Source organism: Streptomyces sp. YKOK-I1 (assembly GCF_054660435.1).
In genome coordinates this window covers 6,548,701-6,567,378 of sequence record NZ_BAAGDR010000001.1, presented here as the reverse complement: position 1 = coordinate 6,567,378, position 18,678 = coordinate 6,548,701, and the positions used below count along the sequence as shown (strand labels likewise).

The following is an 18,678-nucleotide window of genomic DNA, read 5'->3' as shown; positions in this document are numbered from 1 at the left end:
CCGCGCACACCTGTGCCACCGTCAGCGCCTCGTAACGTCGACGCGGTGAAAAGCAGGCAATTGTTGGTAGTGCTCTCCGGTGCGGCTGCAGTTGCCACCGGATTGCTGTCGTGGTCGGTCCTGGCGTGCGCGGCGGCGCTCCCGGATTCCGGGACGCCGTCGTCGGAGCGGACTCCCCCGAGCGCCGATGCCCTGCTGCAAGCGGGCATCGCGGCGCAGCAGAACAACGATCCCCAAGGCGCTTCCCGGCTCTACGGCGTGGTCCTCGCCCTGGAGCCACGGAACAAGACCGCCTGGTACAACCTGGGCGTGGTCGCGCACCAGGACGGCCGGACCGCCGATGCCCGCAGGGCCTACGAAAAGGCCCTGAAAATCGATCCGGCATTCCCCTCGGCCCTCTACAACGAGGCGCTCCTGCTGAAAGCGAGCGACCCCGATCTCGCGATGGGACTCCTGGAAAGGGCCGTCGGCGCCGATCCCGGGGCGGCCACGGCCCATCTGCAGCTCGGGGATCTCTGGGTCCGCAAGAACCGGAACCGGGAGGCCGCCGAGGAATTCCGCAGTGCGGTGACGGCCGACCCCGCACTCCTCTCCCAGGTCCCGGAGTCCTTCCGGGCCTCCGTGCGCCCCGCACCCGCACCGAGCCCGGCAGGGAGCCCCCGATGACGACGAACGACCGCACCGTACGGGTACTGGCCGTGTACACCCTGGTGGCGACCGCCCTCGCGGCCCGGGTCTTCCTGCTGCCCTACAAGTCGGGTGACTACGTCACCTTCCTCGACCCCTGGTACCGGCACCTGGAGAGCCACGGCGGTTTCGCCGCCCTCGCCGACCCCGGCTTCTCCGACTACAACGTGCCCTACCTCTATCTGCTCGCCGGGCTGACCCATCTGCCCGTGTCGGCGCTGGCCGGCATCAAGTGGATCTCGATCCTGGCCGATCTGGCGCTGGCGTACTACGCCTTCCGGATCGTGGCCCGGCTGCGGCCCGCCTCCACCTGGGCGGCCTACGGCGCGGCGGCGGCGGTGCTCCTGCTGCCCACCGTCGTCACCAACAGCGGCTGGTGGGGGCAGTGCGACGGTGTCTACGCGGTCTTCCTGCTCGGCGGGATCCACCAGCTGCTGGGCCGGCGGCCGTGGTGGGCGTGCGCCTTCTTCGGGATCGCGCTGGCGGTCAAGTTCCAGGCCGTGTTCCTCTTCCCGTTCCTGCTGGTCATGGTGGTGCTGGGGCGGGTGCCGTGGCGGAGCCTGCTGGCGGTTCCCGGGGTGTACCTCGCCCTCGACGTCCCGGCGCTGCTGCTCGGCGCCGATCCCTGGCGGCTGCTGACGGTGTACGCACGGCAGACGGGGACGTACCACCAGCTGTCCGTCAACGCGCCGTCCGTGTACGCGTTCGCGTCGGTGCCCGACGGCACGGACACCGACGGCGTCCGCACGGCGGGCGTGCTCGTCGCGGGGGTGCTGGTGGTGCTGCTGACCGGGCTCGTGATCCGGTCCCTGTGGCGCGCCCGGCCGGACGCGGGGGACCCGGCTTCCCCCAGGGCCGGGCTCACGGACACCCGGGTGGTGCTGCTGGCCGCCTGCTCGGCACTCCTGGTGCCGTATGTGCTGCCCTCGATGCACGAGCGGTACTTCTACGCCGCCGAGGTGCTCACGGTGGTCGCCGCGTTCGCCCTGCCCCGGCGGCTCTGGTACGTGCCGGTGCTGGTGCAGCTCGCCTCCTGCGGCAGCTATGTGAAGTGCAACTCCGCCGCGCTGGCCGCGTACATGTCGCTGCCCGCGTTCGCGGCGCTGACGCTGCTGGCCTCGATCACGCTGCTGCGGACGACCGCCCGCGAGCTGCGCCCCGCTCCTCAGCCCGACCGCGGCCGAGCCGGCCCGGACGTGACGGCCGCGCCGGGGGCGGTGGCCGTGGCGGTGTCGTCGGCGACGTAATAGGTCGGCCGCCGCTGCACGGCGGTGTAGATGCGGCCGATGTACTCGCCGACGACCCCCAGGCAGATGAGCTGGACGGAGCCGACGAAGAGGACCGCGATGATCAGGGAGGTCCAGCCGCGGGTGGTGTCGCCCGCGGCGTACACGGCCAGGGTGTACGCGAGCATGCCGAGGCAGACGGCGAAGGCGAGCACACCGAGCCAGACGGCGAGCCGCAGCGGGGCGACGGAGAAGCCGATGACGCTGTCGACCGCGAGCAGGACCATCTTGCGCAGGGGGTACTTGGTGCGGCCGGCGACCCGGGGGTCCCGGCGGTAGGTGATCTCCCCGCTGGGGAAGCCGAACCAGGGCATGAGCAGCCGGTAGACCTGCGGCTGGTCGGGCAGGGCCTTCAGGGCGTCGAGGGCCTCGCGCGACAGCAGCCGGAAGTCGCCCGCCTGGGCCGAGACATGACCGCCGACCACCCGGCGCACGAGCCAGTAGTAGAGGCCGGCGCTGCGGCGTTTGAAGCCGGTGTCGCTGGAGCGGTTGCCGCGCACGCCGTAGACGATGTCGAGGTGCCGGGAGCGGGCCAGGGCGAGCATCTCCGGGATCTTCTCCGGGGGATCCTGGAGGTCGGCGTCGAGGCTCGCGGTGTAGCGGCCGCGGGCATGGTGCAGTCCCGCGGTCAGCGCGGCCTGGTGTCCGCTGTTGCGGCGCAGCCGCACCACCCTCAGCTGGGGCCAGTGCGCGCGCAGCCGGGTGAGTTGACCGACCGTCCCGTCCGTGGAACCGTCGTCTACGGCGACCACCTCGTACGTCTCGCCCGTCCCGTCGAGCACCGGCCGCAGCCGCTCCGCCAGGGCCGGAAGTGCCTCTTCCTCGTTGAACATCGGAATCACGACCGACAGTTCGACCGATGACGCGACCGATGACGCGACCGATGACGCGACTGATGACATGCGGATCACAGCCTCATGCTCACTTACGGTAGTATTTGCTTACTTACCGTACGATGCTGGAATGGCTCAGCGCGTAGAGACACACGCACCCCGGACCGCAGGGGTCGCCCGGCAGCTTCCCGTGTTCGCGGTCATCGGCGTGCTGTCCACGCTGGCGCATCTCGGACTGTTCGCGGTGCTGCGGCCGGTGCTCGACGCGCAGCTCGCCAATCTGCTCGCGCTCTTCGCCACGGCCGTGGCGAACACCGCCGCCAACCGCCGGTTCACCTTCCGGGTCCGCGGCAAGGAGGGGGTCGCCCGGCACCAGCTCCAGGGGCTGGTGGCCTTCCTCGCCGGGCTCGCGCTCAGCAGCGGCGCCCTCGCCCTGGTGCACCGGATGGTGTCGGACGCGCCGCGCGTGGAGATCGCCGCGCTGATCGTGGCCAACGGGACCGCGACGGTACTGCGCTTCACGCTGCTGCGGTGGTGGGTGTTCGCGAAGGCCGTCTGAGCGGGGTCTCCCGAAACGGGCGAAGGCCTGTCGTCGCCTCCCCGTCGGGGCGGACGGGGTGGTGACGACAGGCCCAGGGTTCCGCACGCCGTTGTGCGGAACCTCGCCGGTCTGTGGTGCTGTCACCGCGGCCGGCCGTGACGATATTGCTGGTCAGGGCTCGATCGGCAGCCGGCCGCGGCGTTCGTGGAGGGCCCTTCGGACCCGGGGCGGGCGTCAGCCCAGGCGCTGCACCAGGGCGCGGTACTCGTCCCACAGCTCCTTCGGGGTGTGCTCGCCGAAGGTGTTGAGGTGCTCGGGGACCAGGGCGGCCTCCTCGCGCCAGACCTCCTTGTCGACCGTGAGGAGGAACTCCAGGTCGGCGTCGGCCAGTTCGAGGCCCTTGGTGTCCAGGGCGCCCTTGGCCGGCAGGATGCCGATCGGGGTCTCGACGCCCTCGGCGCGGCCGTCGAGGCGCTCGACGATCCACTTCAGGACGCGGCTGTTCTCGCCGAAGCCGGGCCAGACGAACTTGCCCTCGTCGTTCTTGCGGAACCAGTTGACGTAGTAGATCTTCGGGAGCTTCGCCTGGTCCTTGCCCTTGGCGACGTCGACCCAGTGGCCCATGTAGTCGCCCATGTTGTAGCCGCAGAACGGCAGCATGGCGAACGGGTCGCGGCGCAGCTCGCCGACCTTGCCCTCGGCGGCGGCGGTCTTCTCGGAGGCGACGTTCGCGCCGAGGAAGACCCCGTGGTTCCAGTCGAAGGACTCCGTCACCAGCGGAACCGCGCTCGCCCGCCGGCCGCCGAAGAGGATCGCCGAGATCGGCACGCCCTTGGGGTCCTCCCACTCGGGCGCGATGATCGGGCACTGCGAGGCCGGGACGGTGAAGCGGGCGTTGGGGTGGGCGGCCGGGACGTCCGAGGACGCGGTCCAGTCGTTGCCCTTCCAGTCGGTGAGGTGGGCCGGGGTCTCCTCCGTCATGCCCTCCCACCAGATGTCGTTGTCGTCGGTGAGGGCGACGTTGGTGAAGACGGAGTTGCCCCACAGCGTCTTCATCGCGTTGGCGTTGGTGTGCTCGCCGGTGCCGGGCGCGACGCCGAAGAAGCCGGCCTCGGGGTTGATGGCGTACAGCCGGCCGTCCGCGCCGAAGCGCATCCAGGCGATGTCGTCACCGATCGTCTCGACGGTCCAGCCGGAGACGGTGGGCTCCAGCATGGCGAGGTTGGTCTTGCCGCAGGCGGACGGGAACGCGGCGGCGACGTACTTGGACTCGCCCTGCGGCGGGGTGAGCTTGAGGATCAGCATGTGCTCGGCCAGCCAGCCCTCGTCACGGGCCATGACGGAGGCGATGCGCAGGGCGTAGCACTTCTTGCCGAGCAGGGCGTTGCCGCCGTAGCCGGAGCCGAAGGACCAGATCTCCCGGCTCTCGGGGAAGTGCGAGATGTACTTGGTGGAGTTGCACGGCCACGGAACGTCCGCCTGGCCCTGAGCCAGGGGCGCGCCGAGGGTGTGCACGGCCCTGACGAAGAAGCCGTCGGAGCCGAGCTCGTCCAGGACGGGCTGTCCCATGCGGGTCATGGTGCGCATGGAGACCGCGACGTAGGCGGAGTCGGTGATCTCGACGCCGATCGCGGAGAGGTCCGAGCCGAGGGGACCCATGCAGAACGGGACGACGTACATCGTCCGGCCGCGCATCGAGCCGCGGAAGACGCCCTGCTCACCGGCGAAGATCTCGCGCATCTCGGCGGGGGCCTTCCAGTGGTTCGTGGGGCCCGCGTCCTCCTCCTTCTCGGAGCAGATGAACGTCCGGTCCTCGACCCGCGCGACGTCGGTCGGGTCGGAAGCGGCGTAGTAGGAGTTGGGTCGCTTGATCGGGTCGAGCCTGCGGAAGGTGCCCTTCTCGACGAGCTCCCCGCACAGGCGCTCGTACTCGGCCTCGGATCCGTCACACCAGACCACGCTGTCCGGCTGTGTCAGTTCGGCGATCTCGTTCACCCACGAGATCAGTTCCTGGTGGTTGGTCGGGATGACGGTGGGAGCCGCGATGTCGCGCGCCACGATCGCTCCTAGATGAGGGGTTTTTTGTTGGAGGCCCCGTGGGGGCTGCGGCCCGGATGCCCGGCGACTGGATCTTCAGCGCTCATCCGGTGCCGACCGCACTCATCTGATCATCCGACGCCCGCGCCCATCTGTCCAGAAGGCGTCACAGGTGAGCGGAGTGAGGATCGCCACGCATAACCGCGCCTTTTTGCGTCCACTTGACGTTCAGCAGAAGATTCTTTTGAGTGAACCTTTTACGGCTTTCGGTGCGGCACCGTGAGATGATGGCCACTCTTCGCCCCCGAACCCCCGGGACCGGCCCGTAACTTACGGTTCCGTAGGTACGATTCGGCCCATGACTGCGCCCGCCCCCGACGCGCCCACCGACACGCCGGCCGACGGCCGCGGTCCTCTCGGGCTCCCCCTGCCGCACGAGATCAAGCCCAAGCTCCGCGGCTGGCTGCATCTCGGCATGTTCCCGGCCGCGCTGATCGCGGGCCTGGTCCTCACGGCCCTCGCGGACTCCACCCGGGGCCGGATCGCCTGCGGCATCTACGCGCTCACCGCCTGCCTGCTGTTCGGCGTGAGCGCGCTGTACCACCGGGGCAACTGGAACGCGCGCATGGACGGCATCCTGCGCCGTCTCGACCACGCCAACATCTTCCTGATCATCGCGGGCACCTACACCCCGCTGACCCTGCTGCTCCTGCCGGAGGCCAAGGGCCAGTGGCTGCTGTGGGGCATCTGGGGCGCGGCGCTCGCGGGCATCGCCTTCCGGGTCTTCTGGGTCGGCGCCCCGCGCTGGCTCTACACCCCCTGCTACATCGCGATGGGCTGGGCGGCCGTCTTCTTCCTGCCGGACTTCATGCGCACCGGCGGTATCGCGGTGCTGGTCCTGGTCGTCGTCGGCGGGGTCCTCTACAGCGCGGGCGGCGTGATCTACGGCATCAAGCGGCCCAACCCCTCACCTCGGTGGTTCGGCTTCCACGAGGTCTTCCACTCGTTCACGCTCGCCGCGTTCGTCGTCCACTATGTCGGCATCTCGCTGGTGGCGTACCAACACGCGTAGCGTCGGTTTTCAGCCTTCTCAGGGCCACGGCTTCCGAGCCGCGGCCCTTTTTTCATGCCCGCACCCTCACGGTTTCGGTCCGCACCCCCAGAAGAATTGACACTCACTATGTTTTGAGAGTTACTCTCATTTCATGGCTACTGTCACGAACGCTTCCGAGGCGGGGCGCGACCCCCGCCGCTGGTGGGCCCTCGCGGCCCTGGTCGCCAGCATGCTCACGCTCGGCTTCGACATGACCATCCTCAACGTGGCGCTCCCGACGATGGCGCGCGACCTCGGCGCCACCACCGGTGAGCAGCAGTGGATGGCGGACGCGTACGTCGTCGTCTTCGCGGCGCTGATGCTCCCCGCCGGCCTCCTCGGCGACCGCTTCGGCCGCCGCCGGATGCTGATCACCGGACTCGGGATCTTCCTGGCCGGCTCCCTGCTGGGCGCGCTGGCCGACGACGTGAACTGGGTCGTCGCGGCCCGTGCCTTCATGGGCATCGGCGGCGCGCTCGTCACCCCGCTCGCCCTGTCCGTGCTGCCCTCGCTCTTCGGCCCCGACGAGCGCACCAAGGCCATCGGCGTCATCTCCGCCGCCTCCGCGCTCGGCCTGCCGCTCGGCCCGATCATCGGCGGCTGGCTCCTCGACCACTTCTGGTGGGGCTCGGTCTTCCTGGTCAACGTGCCGATGGCCGCGATCGGCATCACCGCCTGCGTCCTGCTGCTCCCCGAGACCCGTGACCCCGCCTCCCCGCGGGTCGACACCCTGTCCACCGCGCTCACCGCCGGCGGCCTCGGCGCGCTCATCTACGCGATCATCGAGGCGCCCACCCGCGGCTGGGGCGACCCGCTGGTGCTCGCCGTGTTCGGCGCCGCCGTCGCCCTGATCGCCGCCCTGGTGCTGCGCGAGCGGCGCGTCGAGCGGCCGATGCTCGACATGGCGCTGCTCGCCGACCGCGGCTTCCTGTTCAACGCGCTCGCCGCGACCCTGGTCATGTTCGTCCTGTCCGGCCTGATGTTCGTCCTGCCCCCGTACCTCCAGGCCGTCCTCGGCAACGACGCCCTCGGCACCGGCGTACGGCTGCTGCCGCTGATGGGCGGACTGCTGGTCGCCTCCCGGGCCGCCCAGCCGGTCGTCGCCCGGTTCGGCCCGCGTGCCGTCGTCAGCGCCGGCCTGATGGTGCTGGCCTTCGCCGCGCTCCTCGGCACCCGCACGACGGTCGACTCCGGCTACGGCTTCACCGCGCTGTGGCTGTCGATCACCGGCTTCGGCTTCGGATTCGCGATCGTGCCCGCGATGGACGGCGCCCTCGGCGCCCTGCCCGCCGACCGGGCCGGCAGCGGCTCCGGGCTGCTGATGACCCTGCGCCAGGTCGGCGCCGCGATCGGCATCGCCCTGCTCGGCTCCCTGCTCTCGGGCGCCTTCCGCGACCGCCTCGACGTCACCGGCCTGCCCGCCGGGGCCGCCGACACCGCACGGGACTCGGTCGTCGCCGCGCACATCGTCGCCGAGAAGGCGAGCCCCGGGAACGCGGCCCACCTCGCCGCCTCCGCGAACGACGCGTATGTGCACGGCATGACCCTGGCCCTGCTGGTGTGCGGGATCGCCGCCCTGGTCTCGGCCCTCATGGCGGCGGCCTTCCTGCCGGGGACCACGGCGGCCCGCCGCACCGGCAGCCCGCGGCCCGACGTGGCCGCGCACAAGGCGGATGCCTGAGAATGAACCCCATGACGGCCGCCCGCACCTCCTCCCCCGCCGACCGCCCCCAGCTGGGTCTGCGTGAGCGCAAGAAGATCAAGACACGCGAGGCGATCCGCACCGCCACGTACGCGCTGATCAAGGAGCAGGGGTACGACGCCACGACGATCGACCAGATCGCCGAGCGCGCCGAGGTGTCGCCGTCGACCGTCTTCCGCTACTTCCCGACCAAGGAGGACATCGTCCTCACGGACGAGTACGACCCGGTCCTCCTGGAGGAACTGCGGGCCCGCCCGGCGGACGAGCCCTGGCCGCAGTCCGTCCGGTACGTGATGCAGGAAGCCGTGCGCACCGGCATCGAGGAGGACCCCGAGGTGGCGCGCATCCGCACCCATCTGCTGGTCGAGGTTCCCGCGGTGCGCTCGCGCATGATGGAGAGCATGTCGGTCACCGGCCGCATGTTCGCCACCGCCGTCGCCGAGCGCACCGGCCTCGACCCCGACAGCCTGGAAGTGCGGGTGTACACGATGTCGCTCATCGGCGGACTGATGGAGACCTCGATGTACTGGGCCGAGCACGGCCACCAGGGGGACTTCCCCGCTCTCCTCGACCGCGCCCTGGACGTCCTGCAACAGGGCCTGCACGTCGAAAACCCCTGAGCCGGGCCCGGCCCAGCGTGCCATCCTGACCAGGTGAACCCACCCGAGATCCACGTCGAAGTGGCCCCCGAGCTGGCCCTGTTCGTCCCGCACGCCCGCCGGACCGGCACCCACCCGCTCGCCGTCGACGGCGTCTCCACCCTCGGCCATGTCGTCGAGTCCCTCGGCGTCCCGCTGACCGAGGTCGGCACCCTCGTGGTCGACGGCCGCGAGGTGCCGGTCGCGCACATCCCGGCGGACGGCGAGCGGGTCACGGTCCGCCCGGTCGACCGCCCCCAGCAGGTCCCCGGCGCCCCGCTGCGGTTCCTCCTCGACGTCCACCTCGGCACCCTCGCCCGCCGGCTGCGCCTGCTCGGCGTGGACACGGCCTACGAGTCCACCGACATCGGCGACCCGGCCCTCGCCGCCCGCTCCGCCGCCGAGCAGCGGGTCATGCTCAGCCGCGACCGGGGCCTGCTGCGCCGCCGCGAGCTCTGGGCCGGCGCCTACGTCTACAGCACCCGCCCGGAGGACCAGCTCCGCGACGTACTCGACCGCTTCCGCCCCGACCTCGCCCCCTGGACCCGCTGCACCGCCTGCAACGGCCTGCTGCGCCGAGCCACCAAGGACGAGGTCGCCGACCAGCTCGAACACGGCACCCACCGCTCCTACGACGTCTTCGCCCAGTGCGCCTCCTGCGGCCGCGCCTACTGGAAGGGCGCCCACCACCAGCAGCTGGAGGCGATCGTCGAGGACGCCCTGAGCATGCGGGCGCGGGAGAACTGAGCACGGCGGCCCCTCGGGGGGCCACGGCCGGACCCGTCCCGCTCCCGCGACCGCCGGCGCCGCCCTGCAGGCGCTGTTCCGGCCGTCCGGGCCGGTGCGGTGGGGTGGGGTGCTCAGCCGACGCCCGGGGCGCCGGTCCTCACCGGCGCCCGAGCCGCCCGTCCAGGTCACCGGGGCCTTACGGGGCCGCTGCCCGGCGGCCGTCCTCAGTCGCTCAGCGCCACGCGCAGCCGTTCCGGGTCGGTCGTCGGGGCGTCGCAGGTGAAGTTGCGGCAGACGTACGCCGTCGGTTCGCCGTCGCGCAGCGTCCGGTCCGCGAGCAGCGGGAACTCCTCGCTGCCGACCGTGCCGTACGCCACCACCGCCCCCGGCGCGGCGCCGAGCAGCGCGGCGCGCAGCAGGGTCTTCGCGGCCGGGTCGTCGAACCCGGCCGCCACGACGGCCACCTCGCGCGGCCCGTCCAGCAGCGCCTCGGCCGCGGCGAGCCCCCACCCGATGAACCGCGGCACCCGCGGCCCCAGCGCCTTGACGACCCCGAGGGCCTTCTCGGCGGCCGTGCGGTGCGGCTCGGAACCGGTGTGCGCCGCATACCCCAGCAGCGCGCCCGCGGCGGCGGTCCAGCCGGAGGGGACGGCGTTGTCGGTCGGGTCCTGCGGCCTGCGGATCAGCCGCTCGGCGTCGGCGGCCGTGTCGTACAGCGCCCCCGTCTCCGGGTCGGCGAACCGCACGAGGACATGGTCGAGCAGGAACCCGGCGAACTCCAGCCAGACCCCCTCCCCGGTGACCGACGCCAGCGCGAGGAACCCCTCGGCGACATCGGCGTAGTCCTCCAGCACCCCGGCGTTCGCCCCGGCCTGCCCGTCCTTGCTGGTACGGGAGAGCCGCGCCTGCTCGTCGAGATGCAGCCGTACGAGGAGATCGGCGGCGGCAACGGCGGCGGCCACCAGGTCGGGACGGTCGAAGTAGGCCCCGGTCTCGGCGAGCGCGGCGATGGCGAGCCCGTTCCAGGCGGCGACGACCTTGTCGTCCCGGCCGGGCGCGGGCCGATCGGCGCGCTTCGCCAGCAGCCGTTCCCTGATGCCGGCGATCTTCTCCGCGTCGAAGACGCCGTCCTGCTGGGGCAGCCGGAGCACGGAGGCGCCCTCCTCGAAGGTGCCTTCCTCCGTGACCCCGAAGCAGTGCATGGCGAGCCGCGCGTCCTCGGCGCCGAGCACCTCGGTCAGCTGCCCGGGCGTCCACACGTAGTACGCGCCCTCGACGTGCCTCCCGGTCCCGTCGTCGCTGTCGGCGTCCAGCGCCGAGGCGAACCCGCCCTCCGCGGTGCGCAGCTCCCGCACCATGAAGTCGGCCGTCTCCAGGGCTACCCGCCGGGCCAGCTCGGAACCGGTGGCCCGCCACAGATGCGCATAGACCCGGCAGAGCAGCGCATTGTCGTACAACATCTTCTCGAAATGCGGCACGGTCCAGTCACGGTCGACCGAGTACCGGGCGAACCCGCCGCCGAGCTGGTCGTAGATCCCGCCCCGCGCCATCCGCTCACAGGTGTCCTGGGCCATCTGGAGCGCGCCCTCGGCACCGGTGCGGGCATGGTGCCGCAGCAGGAACTCCACCACCATGGACGGCGGGAACTTCGGCGCCCCGCCGAACCCGCCGCGCTGCGGGTCGTACTCCCGCGTCAGCCCCAGCAGCGCCTGCGACAGCTCCTGCTCCCCCGGCGCCTTCGCGTCCCCGAAGGAGATCTCCCGCTCCGACAGGTCCCGCACGATCTTCCCGGCGACCTCCGCGACCTCGTCCCGCCGCTCCGTCCACGCCTGCCGCACCCCCTCCAGCACCTGCCGGAACGACGGCATGCCGGACCGGGGCGCCGGCGGGAAGTACGTACCGAAGTAGAACGGCTCCGCGTCCGGCGTCAGGAACACCGTCATCGGCCACCCGCCGTGCCCGGTGGCGGCCTGCACGGCCTCCATGTAGACGGCGTCCACGTCGGGCCGCTCCTCCCGGTCGACCTTGACACTCACGAACCCCTCGTTGAGCCGCTCCGCGGTCTCGGGGTCCTCGAAGGACTCGTGGGCCATGACATGGCACCAGTGGCAGCTGCTGTACCCGACGCTGAGCAGCACCGGGACCCCGCGCCGCCGCGCCTCCTCGAAGGCCTCCTCGGACCAGGGCCACCAGTCGACCGGGTTGTCGGCGTGCTGGAGCAGATACGGGGACGTCTCATGGGCCAGTCGGTTCGGCATGGGGTCCATCCTGCCCCAGTACCCGGCGGCGGGCAGCGGGGCGAGGACGGTGTCCGATCGGAAACCCTCCGTAACCCTTCGCCCTCTCGCGCCACGGGAGTCGTCCACCGCACACTTGACCGGACGGACGCCGTGCCGCCGGAGGGGGACGGGACATGCGGGACAGTCACAAGGCAGAGGCCGAGCGGTTGTTGGCGCGGGCTGTGGAGGAAGAGGTACGACGGTCGGGCGGACGGACCGACCGGCAGGCGCTGTTGACCAGGGCACGCGGGGCACTGGACGCGATGGCGCAGACCGCCGCCGCGGAGTACGAGGCCTACGCCCGCGCCCTGGACGAACGGGACGCCGGACGGGTCAGCTTCGCGCAGCGGTACGCCAAGGAGGGCGGCGGACGAACTCCCTTACTGGTGGCCGGAGTCGCCGCCGTGACGACCGCGGTGGCCGACCTCGCGCTCGGGACCGGTCCGGGCACGGCCCTCGGGGCCGGGGTGGCGGTCGGCGTGGTCGGGGCCGCGGCCACCGTGGTGAAGGTGGCCGGCGCGCATCTGCCGGCCGCGCACCACCAGGCCGGCAAGGCCGGACAGCCCGGCGGCGCCGAGCAGTTGCGGTTGCAGTGGCTGACGGCGCTGGAGGTACGCGGGATCCGCCCGTTCCTGGACCAGCAGCGGGTGCTGGACGCGACGACCGGACCCCGGCAGGTCCACAAGAAGACGCCCGGCCCGCAGTTGAAGGGCGCGGACAAGAGCGCGGCGGCGCGCGGGCGGACCGTGCTGGAGCAGTCCTTCGGCCAACTCCCTGAACCCGCAGGCCCGTTCGCGGGGCGGCGGGCGGAACTGGCCCAGATCCGGCAGTGGGTGCAGTCGGCCCGGGCGAGCACCGAGACCAGACCCACGGTCGTCGTACTGCACGGCCCGCCCGGCAGCGGCCGCAGCACGCTCGCCGTACGCGCCGCACACGATCTGCGCGACCAGTTCCGCGGCGCCTGTGTCGTCGATCTGCGCGGCGACAGCGCGCAGGGCACCCCGCTGGCCACCCGGGACGCCCTGCTGCATCTGCTGAACCGGCTCGGCGCACCCCGCGAACAGCTCCTCTTCCGTGAGCGCTCGTCCCCCGACCAGCAGGTCAAACGTCTCGCCGACCTCTACTACCAGCACCTCACCGGCCTGCCGGTCGTCGTCCTCCTCGACGACGCCGGCGACCCCGAGCAGGTGCGCACCCTCGTCCCCGAACGCTCCGACAGCCTGGTCCTGGTCACCGCCCGCGACCCGCTGGACCTCCCCGCCGAGCTGTCCGCCTGGACCCACCGGCTCCCCGTACGCCCCCTGGAGTCGGCGGGCGCCGAGGAGCTGCTGAGCGCCGCCGCCCAGGACACCTCCGCCCCGTACGACGCCGAATCCGCGGAACGGATACGGGAGTTGTGCGGCGGACTGCCGCTGGCGCTGCGGATCGCGGGCTCCTCGCTGGGCCCGCGCTCACCGCGCGGACTCGCCACGGACCTCGGGGCGTACGGCCCGGTCGGCCCCGTCGAGCGCGCCCTGTGGCTGCGCTACACCGACCAGCCCGAAGGCACCCGCCGGCTGCTGCGGCGGCTGGCGCTCGCCGGACGGGCCTCACTGGGCGCCGCCGCGGCCGCCGCCCTCCTGGCCACCGACCGCACGGAGGCGACCCGGCAGCTCACCGCCCTCGCGGACGCCGGCCTGGTCGACCGGGTGCGTGGCGACCGCTACCGGCTGCACGACCTGGTCCGCGCCTTCGCCCAGGCCCGGCTGCACGACGAGGAGGAGCAGACCGAGCTCACGGCCGCCCAGGAACGCCTCATCGTCAGCTACGCCGAGCTCGCCGACTCCGTGCTGCGGCTGGTCGACGGCAACATGTCGACCCGCTCGGACCGGTTCACCCCACACGGCTTCACCTCCCTCGACGAGGCCCTGCGCTGGCTGGACGACGAGTCGAGCTTCATCACCGCGACCCTGCGCCAGGCGGAGGGCGTGCACGAGACGGCCCTACTGAGCCTGCTGGGCGCGCTGTGCGACTACTGCCTGCTGCGCGGCGACCTCTACCGTCTCGGGGAGATCAGCGAGCTGGCCCAGTCGGTCGGCCAGGACCTGCTGGTGCGGTCCGTGCAGTGGCGTACGGGCATCGCGGCCCGCCAGCTCGGCGAGCTGGACAAGGCCCGGGCCACCCTGGCCTCGGTCGTCGACCTCTACCTCCAGGCCCATCACGACGCGGGCGCGGCCCGGGCCCTGTGCTCCCTGGGCATCACCCTGCACCACCAGGGCAACCTCACCGAGGCGGCGGCCAGGCTGCGCGAGGCGATGGACCTGCAGGCCGCGCCCGAGCTGGCCACGGACCGCGCCTGGACCATGCACGCCCTGGCCGCGGTGGAACGCGACCGGGCCCGGCTCGGCGAGGCCCTGGACCTGCTGACCCGCTCCCTGGTGCTGCACCGCGAGGGCGGTTCCGTGCACGGGGAGGCCTGGGCCCACTTCCAGCTCGGCCAGCTCAACCTGCGCCGCGGCGACGTCCCGGCCGCGGAGGCCGACCTGAACCGCGCCCTCGACCTGTACGGCCGTACCCGCGACGAACGCGGTGCGGCCTGGGCCCTGACCCAGCTGGCCCGGGCCCGCATGATCGCCGGTGATCCGGCGTCGGCGGTGGAGGGACTGCGTACGGCGGCGGCCCGGCACCGGGGCAACGAGGACGCCCGCGGGGAGGCCTGGACCGTGTACTACCTGGGCCTCGCCCTGGAGGAGACCGGCGACCTGGACAGCTCCGTCCGGGAGCTCGAACGCTCCCGCTCCCTCTTCTCCCGGATGCGCGACGTCTACGGCCTGGCCTGCGCCCGCCACCACTCGGCCCGGGTCACCAGGGACCAGCGGGCCGCCCAGACCGGCTCCCTGCGCAACTCCGGCTTCGCCCGGCAACTCCTCGTCGACGCCCGCGCCGACTTCCAGCGCATCGGGGTCTCCCACGGCGAGGCGTGGACCTGTCTGGAGCTCGCGATCATCGAGGCGGGCAACGCCCGCGCCCAGCAGGCCCTGGCCCTGTGCGACGAGGCGGCGGGCCTGTTCTCCTCCTACGGCGACCGCCGCGGCGAGGACTGGGCCCGCTTCCTGCGCTGCACCCTGCTGCCGTACGGCGCACCGGGCGGCGCGGAGGTCGGCACGGCCGTGGCCCAGGAGGAGCTGGCCCAGCTCGGCCGCACCCCCCACCCCCTGCGGGACACGAAACTGTCCGAGTCCCTCGCCGCCTACGCCGTCCTCCTGGAACGCGGCATCCGCCCGGAAACCGGCTGGCAGGCCTGGCGCCTCGGCCTGGTACCGGGCCGACACGAACGGGAAGTGATGGGCGTGGCGGTGAACGAAGCGTAGTCGGGGCGTCCCCGCAGCCTCAGCGCCACTGAACGGTTCCCCTTCCTGAGCCCAGAGCCCCGCCCGAGCCCCCCCGCAAGAAGCCACCCAGCCAACCACGGCGACCTCCCCCACCCACGGTCCCGGCACCGGCCAACCACCGGGGCCCGGCACCGGCGGACCGCCGGGGGCCGGCATGGGCGGACCGCCGGGGCCCGGATCCGGCCAACCGCTGGCGGCCCCGTTCCGGCCGACCGCCGGGGGCCGGCATCCGCCAACCGCCAGGGGCCCGGCACCGGCCAACCGCCGGGGGCCAGCATCGGCGGACCGCCGGGGGCCCGGCACCGGCCAACCACTGGAGGCCCCGTTCCGGCCAACCGCCGGGGGCCGGCATCCGCCAACCGCCAGGGGCCCGGCACCGGCCAACCGCCGGGGGCCAGCATCGGCGGACCGCCGGGGGCCCGGCACCGGCCAACCACTGGAGGCCCCGTTCCGGCTGACCGCCGGGGGCCGGCATCCGCCAACCGCCAGGGGCCCGGCACCGGCCAACCGCCGGGGGCCAGCATCGGCGGACCGCCGGGGGCCCGGCACCGGCCAACCACTGGAGGCCCCGTTCCGGCCGACCGCCGGGGGCCGGCACCGGCCAACCGCCAGGGGCCCGGATCCGGCCAATCACTGGCGGCCCCGTTCCGGCCGACCGCCGGGGGCCGGCACCGGCCAACCGCCAGGGGCCCGGCACCGGCCAACCACTGGCGGCCCCGTTCCGGCCGACCGGCCCGAGCGCCCGGCCGACCGCGGCGGGGCCAGCCGCCTGGCCGGGTACAGCACGGCCAGCCGCCCGGGCGGGTGCAACAGGGCCAGCCGCCTGGGCGGAGCCAAATCCCGGCCTGCCGGGCACACGGCCAAACACGGCAGGACCGCCGACCCGGGCGGTACCAAGTCCCCGCCCGCCCCGGCCCACAGCCACACACAGCACGACCAGCCACCCCGCCCCGCACAGCAGAGCGCGCCGACCCGGGCGGAGCCAAATCCCCGCCTGCCGGGCACACAGCCACACACGGCAGGACCAGCCGACCCGGGCGGTCCCAAATCCCCGCCCGCCCCGCACACGGCCGGATGCGGCAAGGGCAGCCGGCCCGGCAGGGGGCGTGGTTTCGGTCGGCCCGGGTGACGCCTGGTTCCGGTTGGGGTCAGCCCTTGGCCGGGGAGGCCTTGCCCGTCGAGCCCGGGGCGGAGGCCTCACCGCCGTCCGAGGTCTCCTTGAAGTCGACCTTGCCCATGTGCTTGTTCATCGACTTCATCAGACCCCAGACCGCCACCGCCATCGCCGCGAACACGATGAAGCCGAGGACGCCGGGGGTGACCTTGTTCTCGTCGACCTCCTTGGCGAGGGGGACGAGGTGCGTCATTGCCAGGCTCACGCTTGCGCTCATGTCAGGCATTGTCCCGGACGCCCGCAAAGAGGTCGTCCTCGGGGATGGACGTATCGACGAGAGCCTTCGCGAGCTCGTACTCCTCGGTCGGCCAGACCTCCTTCTGGATGTCCATCGGCACCCGGAACCAGCCGCCGTCGGGGTCGATCTGCGTGGCGTGGGCGATCAGCGCCTTGTCGCGGATCTCAAAGAAGTCGGCGCACGGGATGTGCGTGGTGAGCGTGCGCTCCTTCACCCCGAACTCCTCCCAGCGCTTGAGCCACTCCCCGTAGGGCGACTCCAGGCCCCGGTCGAGCATCGCGTGGTGCAGCGCCTCGGTACGGGGACGATTGAAGCCCTGGTTGTAGTACAGCTTCAGCGGCCGGTACGCGGGCCCGAACTCGTCCTCCGGGTACTTCGCGATGTCGTCCGCGCCCTCGAACGCCACCATCGAGATCTTGTGGGTCATGATGTGGTCGGGGTGCGGGTAGCCGCCGTTCTCGTCGTAGGTGGTGATCACCTGCGGACGGAAGGAGCGGATCTGCTTCACCAGCTCGCCGGCCGCCTTGTCGACGTCCTCCAGGGCGAAGCAGCCCTCGGGCAGCGGGGGCAGCGGGTCGCCCTCGGGCAGGCCGGAGTCGACGAAGCCGAGCCACTCCTGCTTGATGCCGAGGATCTCTCGGGCCTCGTCCATCTCCTTCTTGCGTACCTCGTGGATGTGCTCCTCGATGTACTTGTCGCCCTGGAGCTTGGGGTTGAGGATGGAGCCGCGCTCCCCGCCCGTGCAGGTCACCACCAGCACGTCCACCCCCTCGGACACGTACTTCGCCATGGTGGCCGCGCCCTTGCTCGACTCGTCGTCGGGGTGCGCGTGCACGGCCATCAGTCGCAGCTGGTCAGTCAAGACTCAATCCTCGGTAAGTCGGCGCCCGTGTGAGCCGGCGCGATAGCAGGCTTCTATAGTGACCGAATCGGGGGGCGATTAATTCCAGGGCCCTGGCCTGCCGAGAGGACGATCATGAGTACGGCGAGCACCCGCGTGCCCGAGGGCCGCTACGGCCGCGCCTCGGACGAACGGGCCGACCGCACCCTGAAGATCGTGGGCGCCGCACTCGGCGCGGTCCTGCTGGTGATCGTCGGGTACTTCGCCTACCACTACGTCGGCCAGAACAAGATCAGCGCCGAGGTGATCACCTTCAAGGCGACCTCGGACGACGCCGTCGAGGTGCACCTGGAGGTCCGCAAGGACGCCGGTGCGAGCGGCTACTGCACGGTCCGCTCCCAGTCCGCCGACGGCGCCGAGGTGGGCCGGGCGGACTTCCGCTTCTCCGGGTCGGACACCCGGATCGACAAGGTGGTCACCCTCCGCACGACGGCCAAGGGCACCACCGCCGAGCTGCTCGGCTGTCACGCCGACTGAGGACCCCCCTGTCCTCCGCATTACGTACTCGCTGACCTGCGTTGACGTAATTCTGGTGGCTTATGTCCTCCCCCTTTGCCCGCGGAATTGTTAGGCTCGTGGTTTCGCCCATCCCCTGAGGAACATGCTTGAGGGTAGGGCGATGCTTTGTATTCCCAGTACCGACGAGGAGCACCCTGTGACCCAGACCAGCGAGTCCGTCACCTGGCTTACCCAGGAGGCGTACAACAAGCTCAAGGAAGAGCTTGAGCACCTTACTGGTCCTGCGCGCACGGAGATCGCCGCCAAGATCGCGGCCGCGCGCGAGGAGGGCGACCTGCGCGAGAACGGCGGGTACCACGCGGCCAAGGAGGAGCAGGGCAAGCAGGAGCTCCGTGTGCGCCAGCTGACCCAGCTCCTCGAGAACGCCAAGGTCGGCGAGGCTCCGGCCTCCGCGGACGGCGCCGTGGCGCCCGGCATGGTCGTGACGATCGCCTTCGACGGTGACGAGGACGACACCATGACGTTCCTGCTCGCCTCGCGCGAGTACGCGAGCTCCGACATCGAGACCTACTCGCCGCAGTCCCCGCTGGGCACCGGCGTGATCGGTCACAAGGTCGGCGAGGACGCGGAGTACGAGCTGCCGAACGGCAAGAAGGCCTCCGTGCGCATCCTCAAGGCCGAGCCCTACAGCGGCTGAGCTGCCGTCCCCT

At 72.1% G+C, this 18,678-nt stretch carries 15 protein-coding genes; 10 read left to right on the top strand and 5 right to left on the bottom strand.

From position 1 onward, the window contains the following. Positions 1 to 45 precede the first annotated feature (45 nt). Entirely contained in the window at positions 46 to 666 is a 621-nt protein-coding gene (locus tag ACYQ8Q_RS29365) for a tetratricopeptide repeat protein (protein ID WP_460068910.1), read from the top strand. Further along, positions 663 to 1,934, top strand: coding sequence for a glycosyltransferase 87 family protein (locus ACYQ8Q_RS29360; RefSeq protein ID WP_460068909.1), 1,272 nt, complete (start codon positions 663 to 665; stop codon positions 1,932 to 1,934). Before ACYQ8Q_RS29365 ends, ACYQ8Q_RS29360 begins: the two co-directional genes overlap by 4 nt. On the opposite strand, the gene ACYQ8Q_RS29355 is transcribed toward ACYQ8Q_RS29360, so the two are convergent. After that, positions 1,853 to 2,875: a glycosyltransferase family 2 protein gene (locus ACYQ8Q_RS29355; RefSeq protein ID WP_460068907.1), complete on the bottom strand. Its 1,023-nt coding sequence runs from the start codon at positions 2,873 to 2,875 to the stop codon at positions 1,853 to 1,855. The two genes, ACYQ8Q_RS29360 and ACYQ8Q_RS29355, sit on opposite strands and share 82 nt — an antisense overlap. Before the next feature lie 61 nt (positions 2,876 to 2,936). Here ACYQ8Q_RS29355 and ACYQ8Q_RS29350 point away from each other — a divergent pair, with 61 nt between their 5' ends. Further along, positions 2,937 to 3,365: a GtrA family protein gene (locus ACYQ8Q_RS29350; protein WP_460068904.1), complete on the top strand. Its 429-nt coding sequence runs from the start codon at positions 2,937 to 2,939 to the stop codon at positions 3,363 to 3,365. 216 nt (positions 3,366 to 3,581) lie between these two features. Here ACYQ8Q_RS29350 and ACYQ8Q_RS29345 read toward each other — a convergent pair whose 3' ends face one another. Continuing rightward, the gene (locus ACYQ8Q_RS29345) at positions 3,582 to 5,405 is read right to left on the bottom strand and encodes a phosphoenolpyruvate carboxykinase (GTP) (RefSeq protein ID WP_460068901.1); all 1,824 of its coding nucleotides are present in this window, start codon (positions 5,403 to 5,405) and stop codon (positions 3,582 to 3,584) included. A 337-nt stretch (positions 5,406 to 5,742) separates the two neighbouring features. On the opposite strand from ACYQ8Q_RS29345, the gene trhA reads away from it, so the two are divergent. The 4 genes from trhA (at position 5,743) to ACYQ8Q_RS29325 (ending at position 9,564) form a co-directional block, all read left to right on the top strand. Then, positions 5,743 to 6,456, top strand: a complete 714-nt coding sequence (gene trhA, locus ACYQ8Q_RS29340; protein WP_460068899.1) for a PAQR family membrane homeostasis protein TrhA — start codon at positions 5,743 to 5,745, stop codon at positions 6,454 to 6,456. A 133-nt stretch (positions 6,457 to 6,589) separates the two neighbouring features. Next, a complete protein-coding gene (locus ACYQ8Q_RS29335) occupies positions 6,590 to 8,158 on the top strand; it encodes an MFS transporter (protein ID WP_460068897.1) in 1,569 nt (522 codons plus the stop codon). A gap of 11 nt (positions 8,159 to 8,169) precedes the next feature. Further along, the gene (locus ACYQ8Q_RS29330) at positions 8,170 to 8,799 is read left to right on the top strand and encodes a TetR/AcrR family transcriptional regulator (RefSeq protein WP_460068895.1); all 630 of its coding nucleotides are present in this window, start codon (positions 8,170 to 8,172) and stop codon (positions 8,797 to 8,799) included. Between the two features lie 33 nt (positions 8,800 to 8,832). After that, positions 8,833 to 9,564 carry a Mut7-C RNAse domain-containing protein gene (locus ACYQ8Q_RS29325; protein WP_460068893.1) on the top strand — a complete coding sequence of 244 codons (732 nt, stop codon included), beginning with the start codon at positions 8,833 to 8,835 and terminating at the stop codon, positions 9,562 to 9,564. Positions 9,565 to 9,770: 206 nt separating this feature from the next. Here the strand turns inward: ACYQ8Q_RS29325 and ACYQ8Q_RS29320 are convergent, their stop codons facing one another. Then, positions 9,771 to 11,804, bottom strand: coding sequence for a thioredoxin domain-containing protein (locus ACYQ8Q_RS29320; RefSeq protein ID WP_460068892.1), 2,034 nt, complete (start codon positions 11,802 to 11,804; stop codon positions 9,771 to 9,773). 155 nt (positions 11,805 to 11,959) lie between these two features. On the opposite strand from ACYQ8Q_RS29320, the gene ACYQ8Q_RS29315 reads away from it, so the two are divergent. Beyond that, on the top strand, positions 11,960 to 15,175 hold the full coding sequence (locus ACYQ8Q_RS29315) for a tetratricopeptide repeat protein (protein ID WP_460068889.1): 3,216 nt from the start codon (positions 11,960 to 11,962) through the stop codon (positions 15,173 to 15,175). 1,169 nt (positions 15,176 to 16,344) lie between these two features. Here ACYQ8Q_RS29315 and ACYQ8Q_RS29310 read toward each other — a convergent pair. Beyond that, positions 16,345 to 16,596, bottom strand: coding sequence for a hypothetical protein (locus tag ACYQ8Q_RS29310; protein ID WP_460068886.1), 252 nt, complete (start codon positions 16,594 to 16,596; stop codon positions 16,345 to 16,347). Next, a complete protein-coding gene (mca, locus tag ACYQ8Q_RS29305; RefSeq protein WP_460073537.1) occupies positions 16,589 to 17,449 on the bottom strand; it encodes a mycothiol conjugate amidase Mca in 861 nt (286 codons plus the stop codon). Before mca ends, ACYQ8Q_RS29310 begins: the two co-directional genes overlap by 8 nt. A gap of 135 nt (positions 17,450 to 17,584) precedes the next feature. On the opposite strand from mca, the gene ACYQ8Q_RS29300 reads away from it, so the two are divergent. Together ACYQ8Q_RS29300 and greA are read left to right on the top strand one after the other, a co-directional pair. Next, positions 17,585 to 17,986, top strand: coding sequence for a DUF4307 domain-containing protein (locus ACYQ8Q_RS29300; protein ID WP_460068884.1), 402 nt, complete (start codon positions 17,585 to 17,587; stop codon positions 17,984 to 17,986). A 178-nt stretch (positions 17,987 to 18,164) separates the two neighbouring features. After that, positions 18,165 to 18,665, top strand: coding sequence for a transcription elongation factor GreA (greA, locus tag ACYQ8Q_RS29295; RefSeq protein ID WP_067248623.1), 501 nt, complete (start codon positions 18,165 to 18,167; stop codon positions 18,663 to 18,665). Positions 18,666 to 18,678 lie beyond the last annotated feature (13 nt).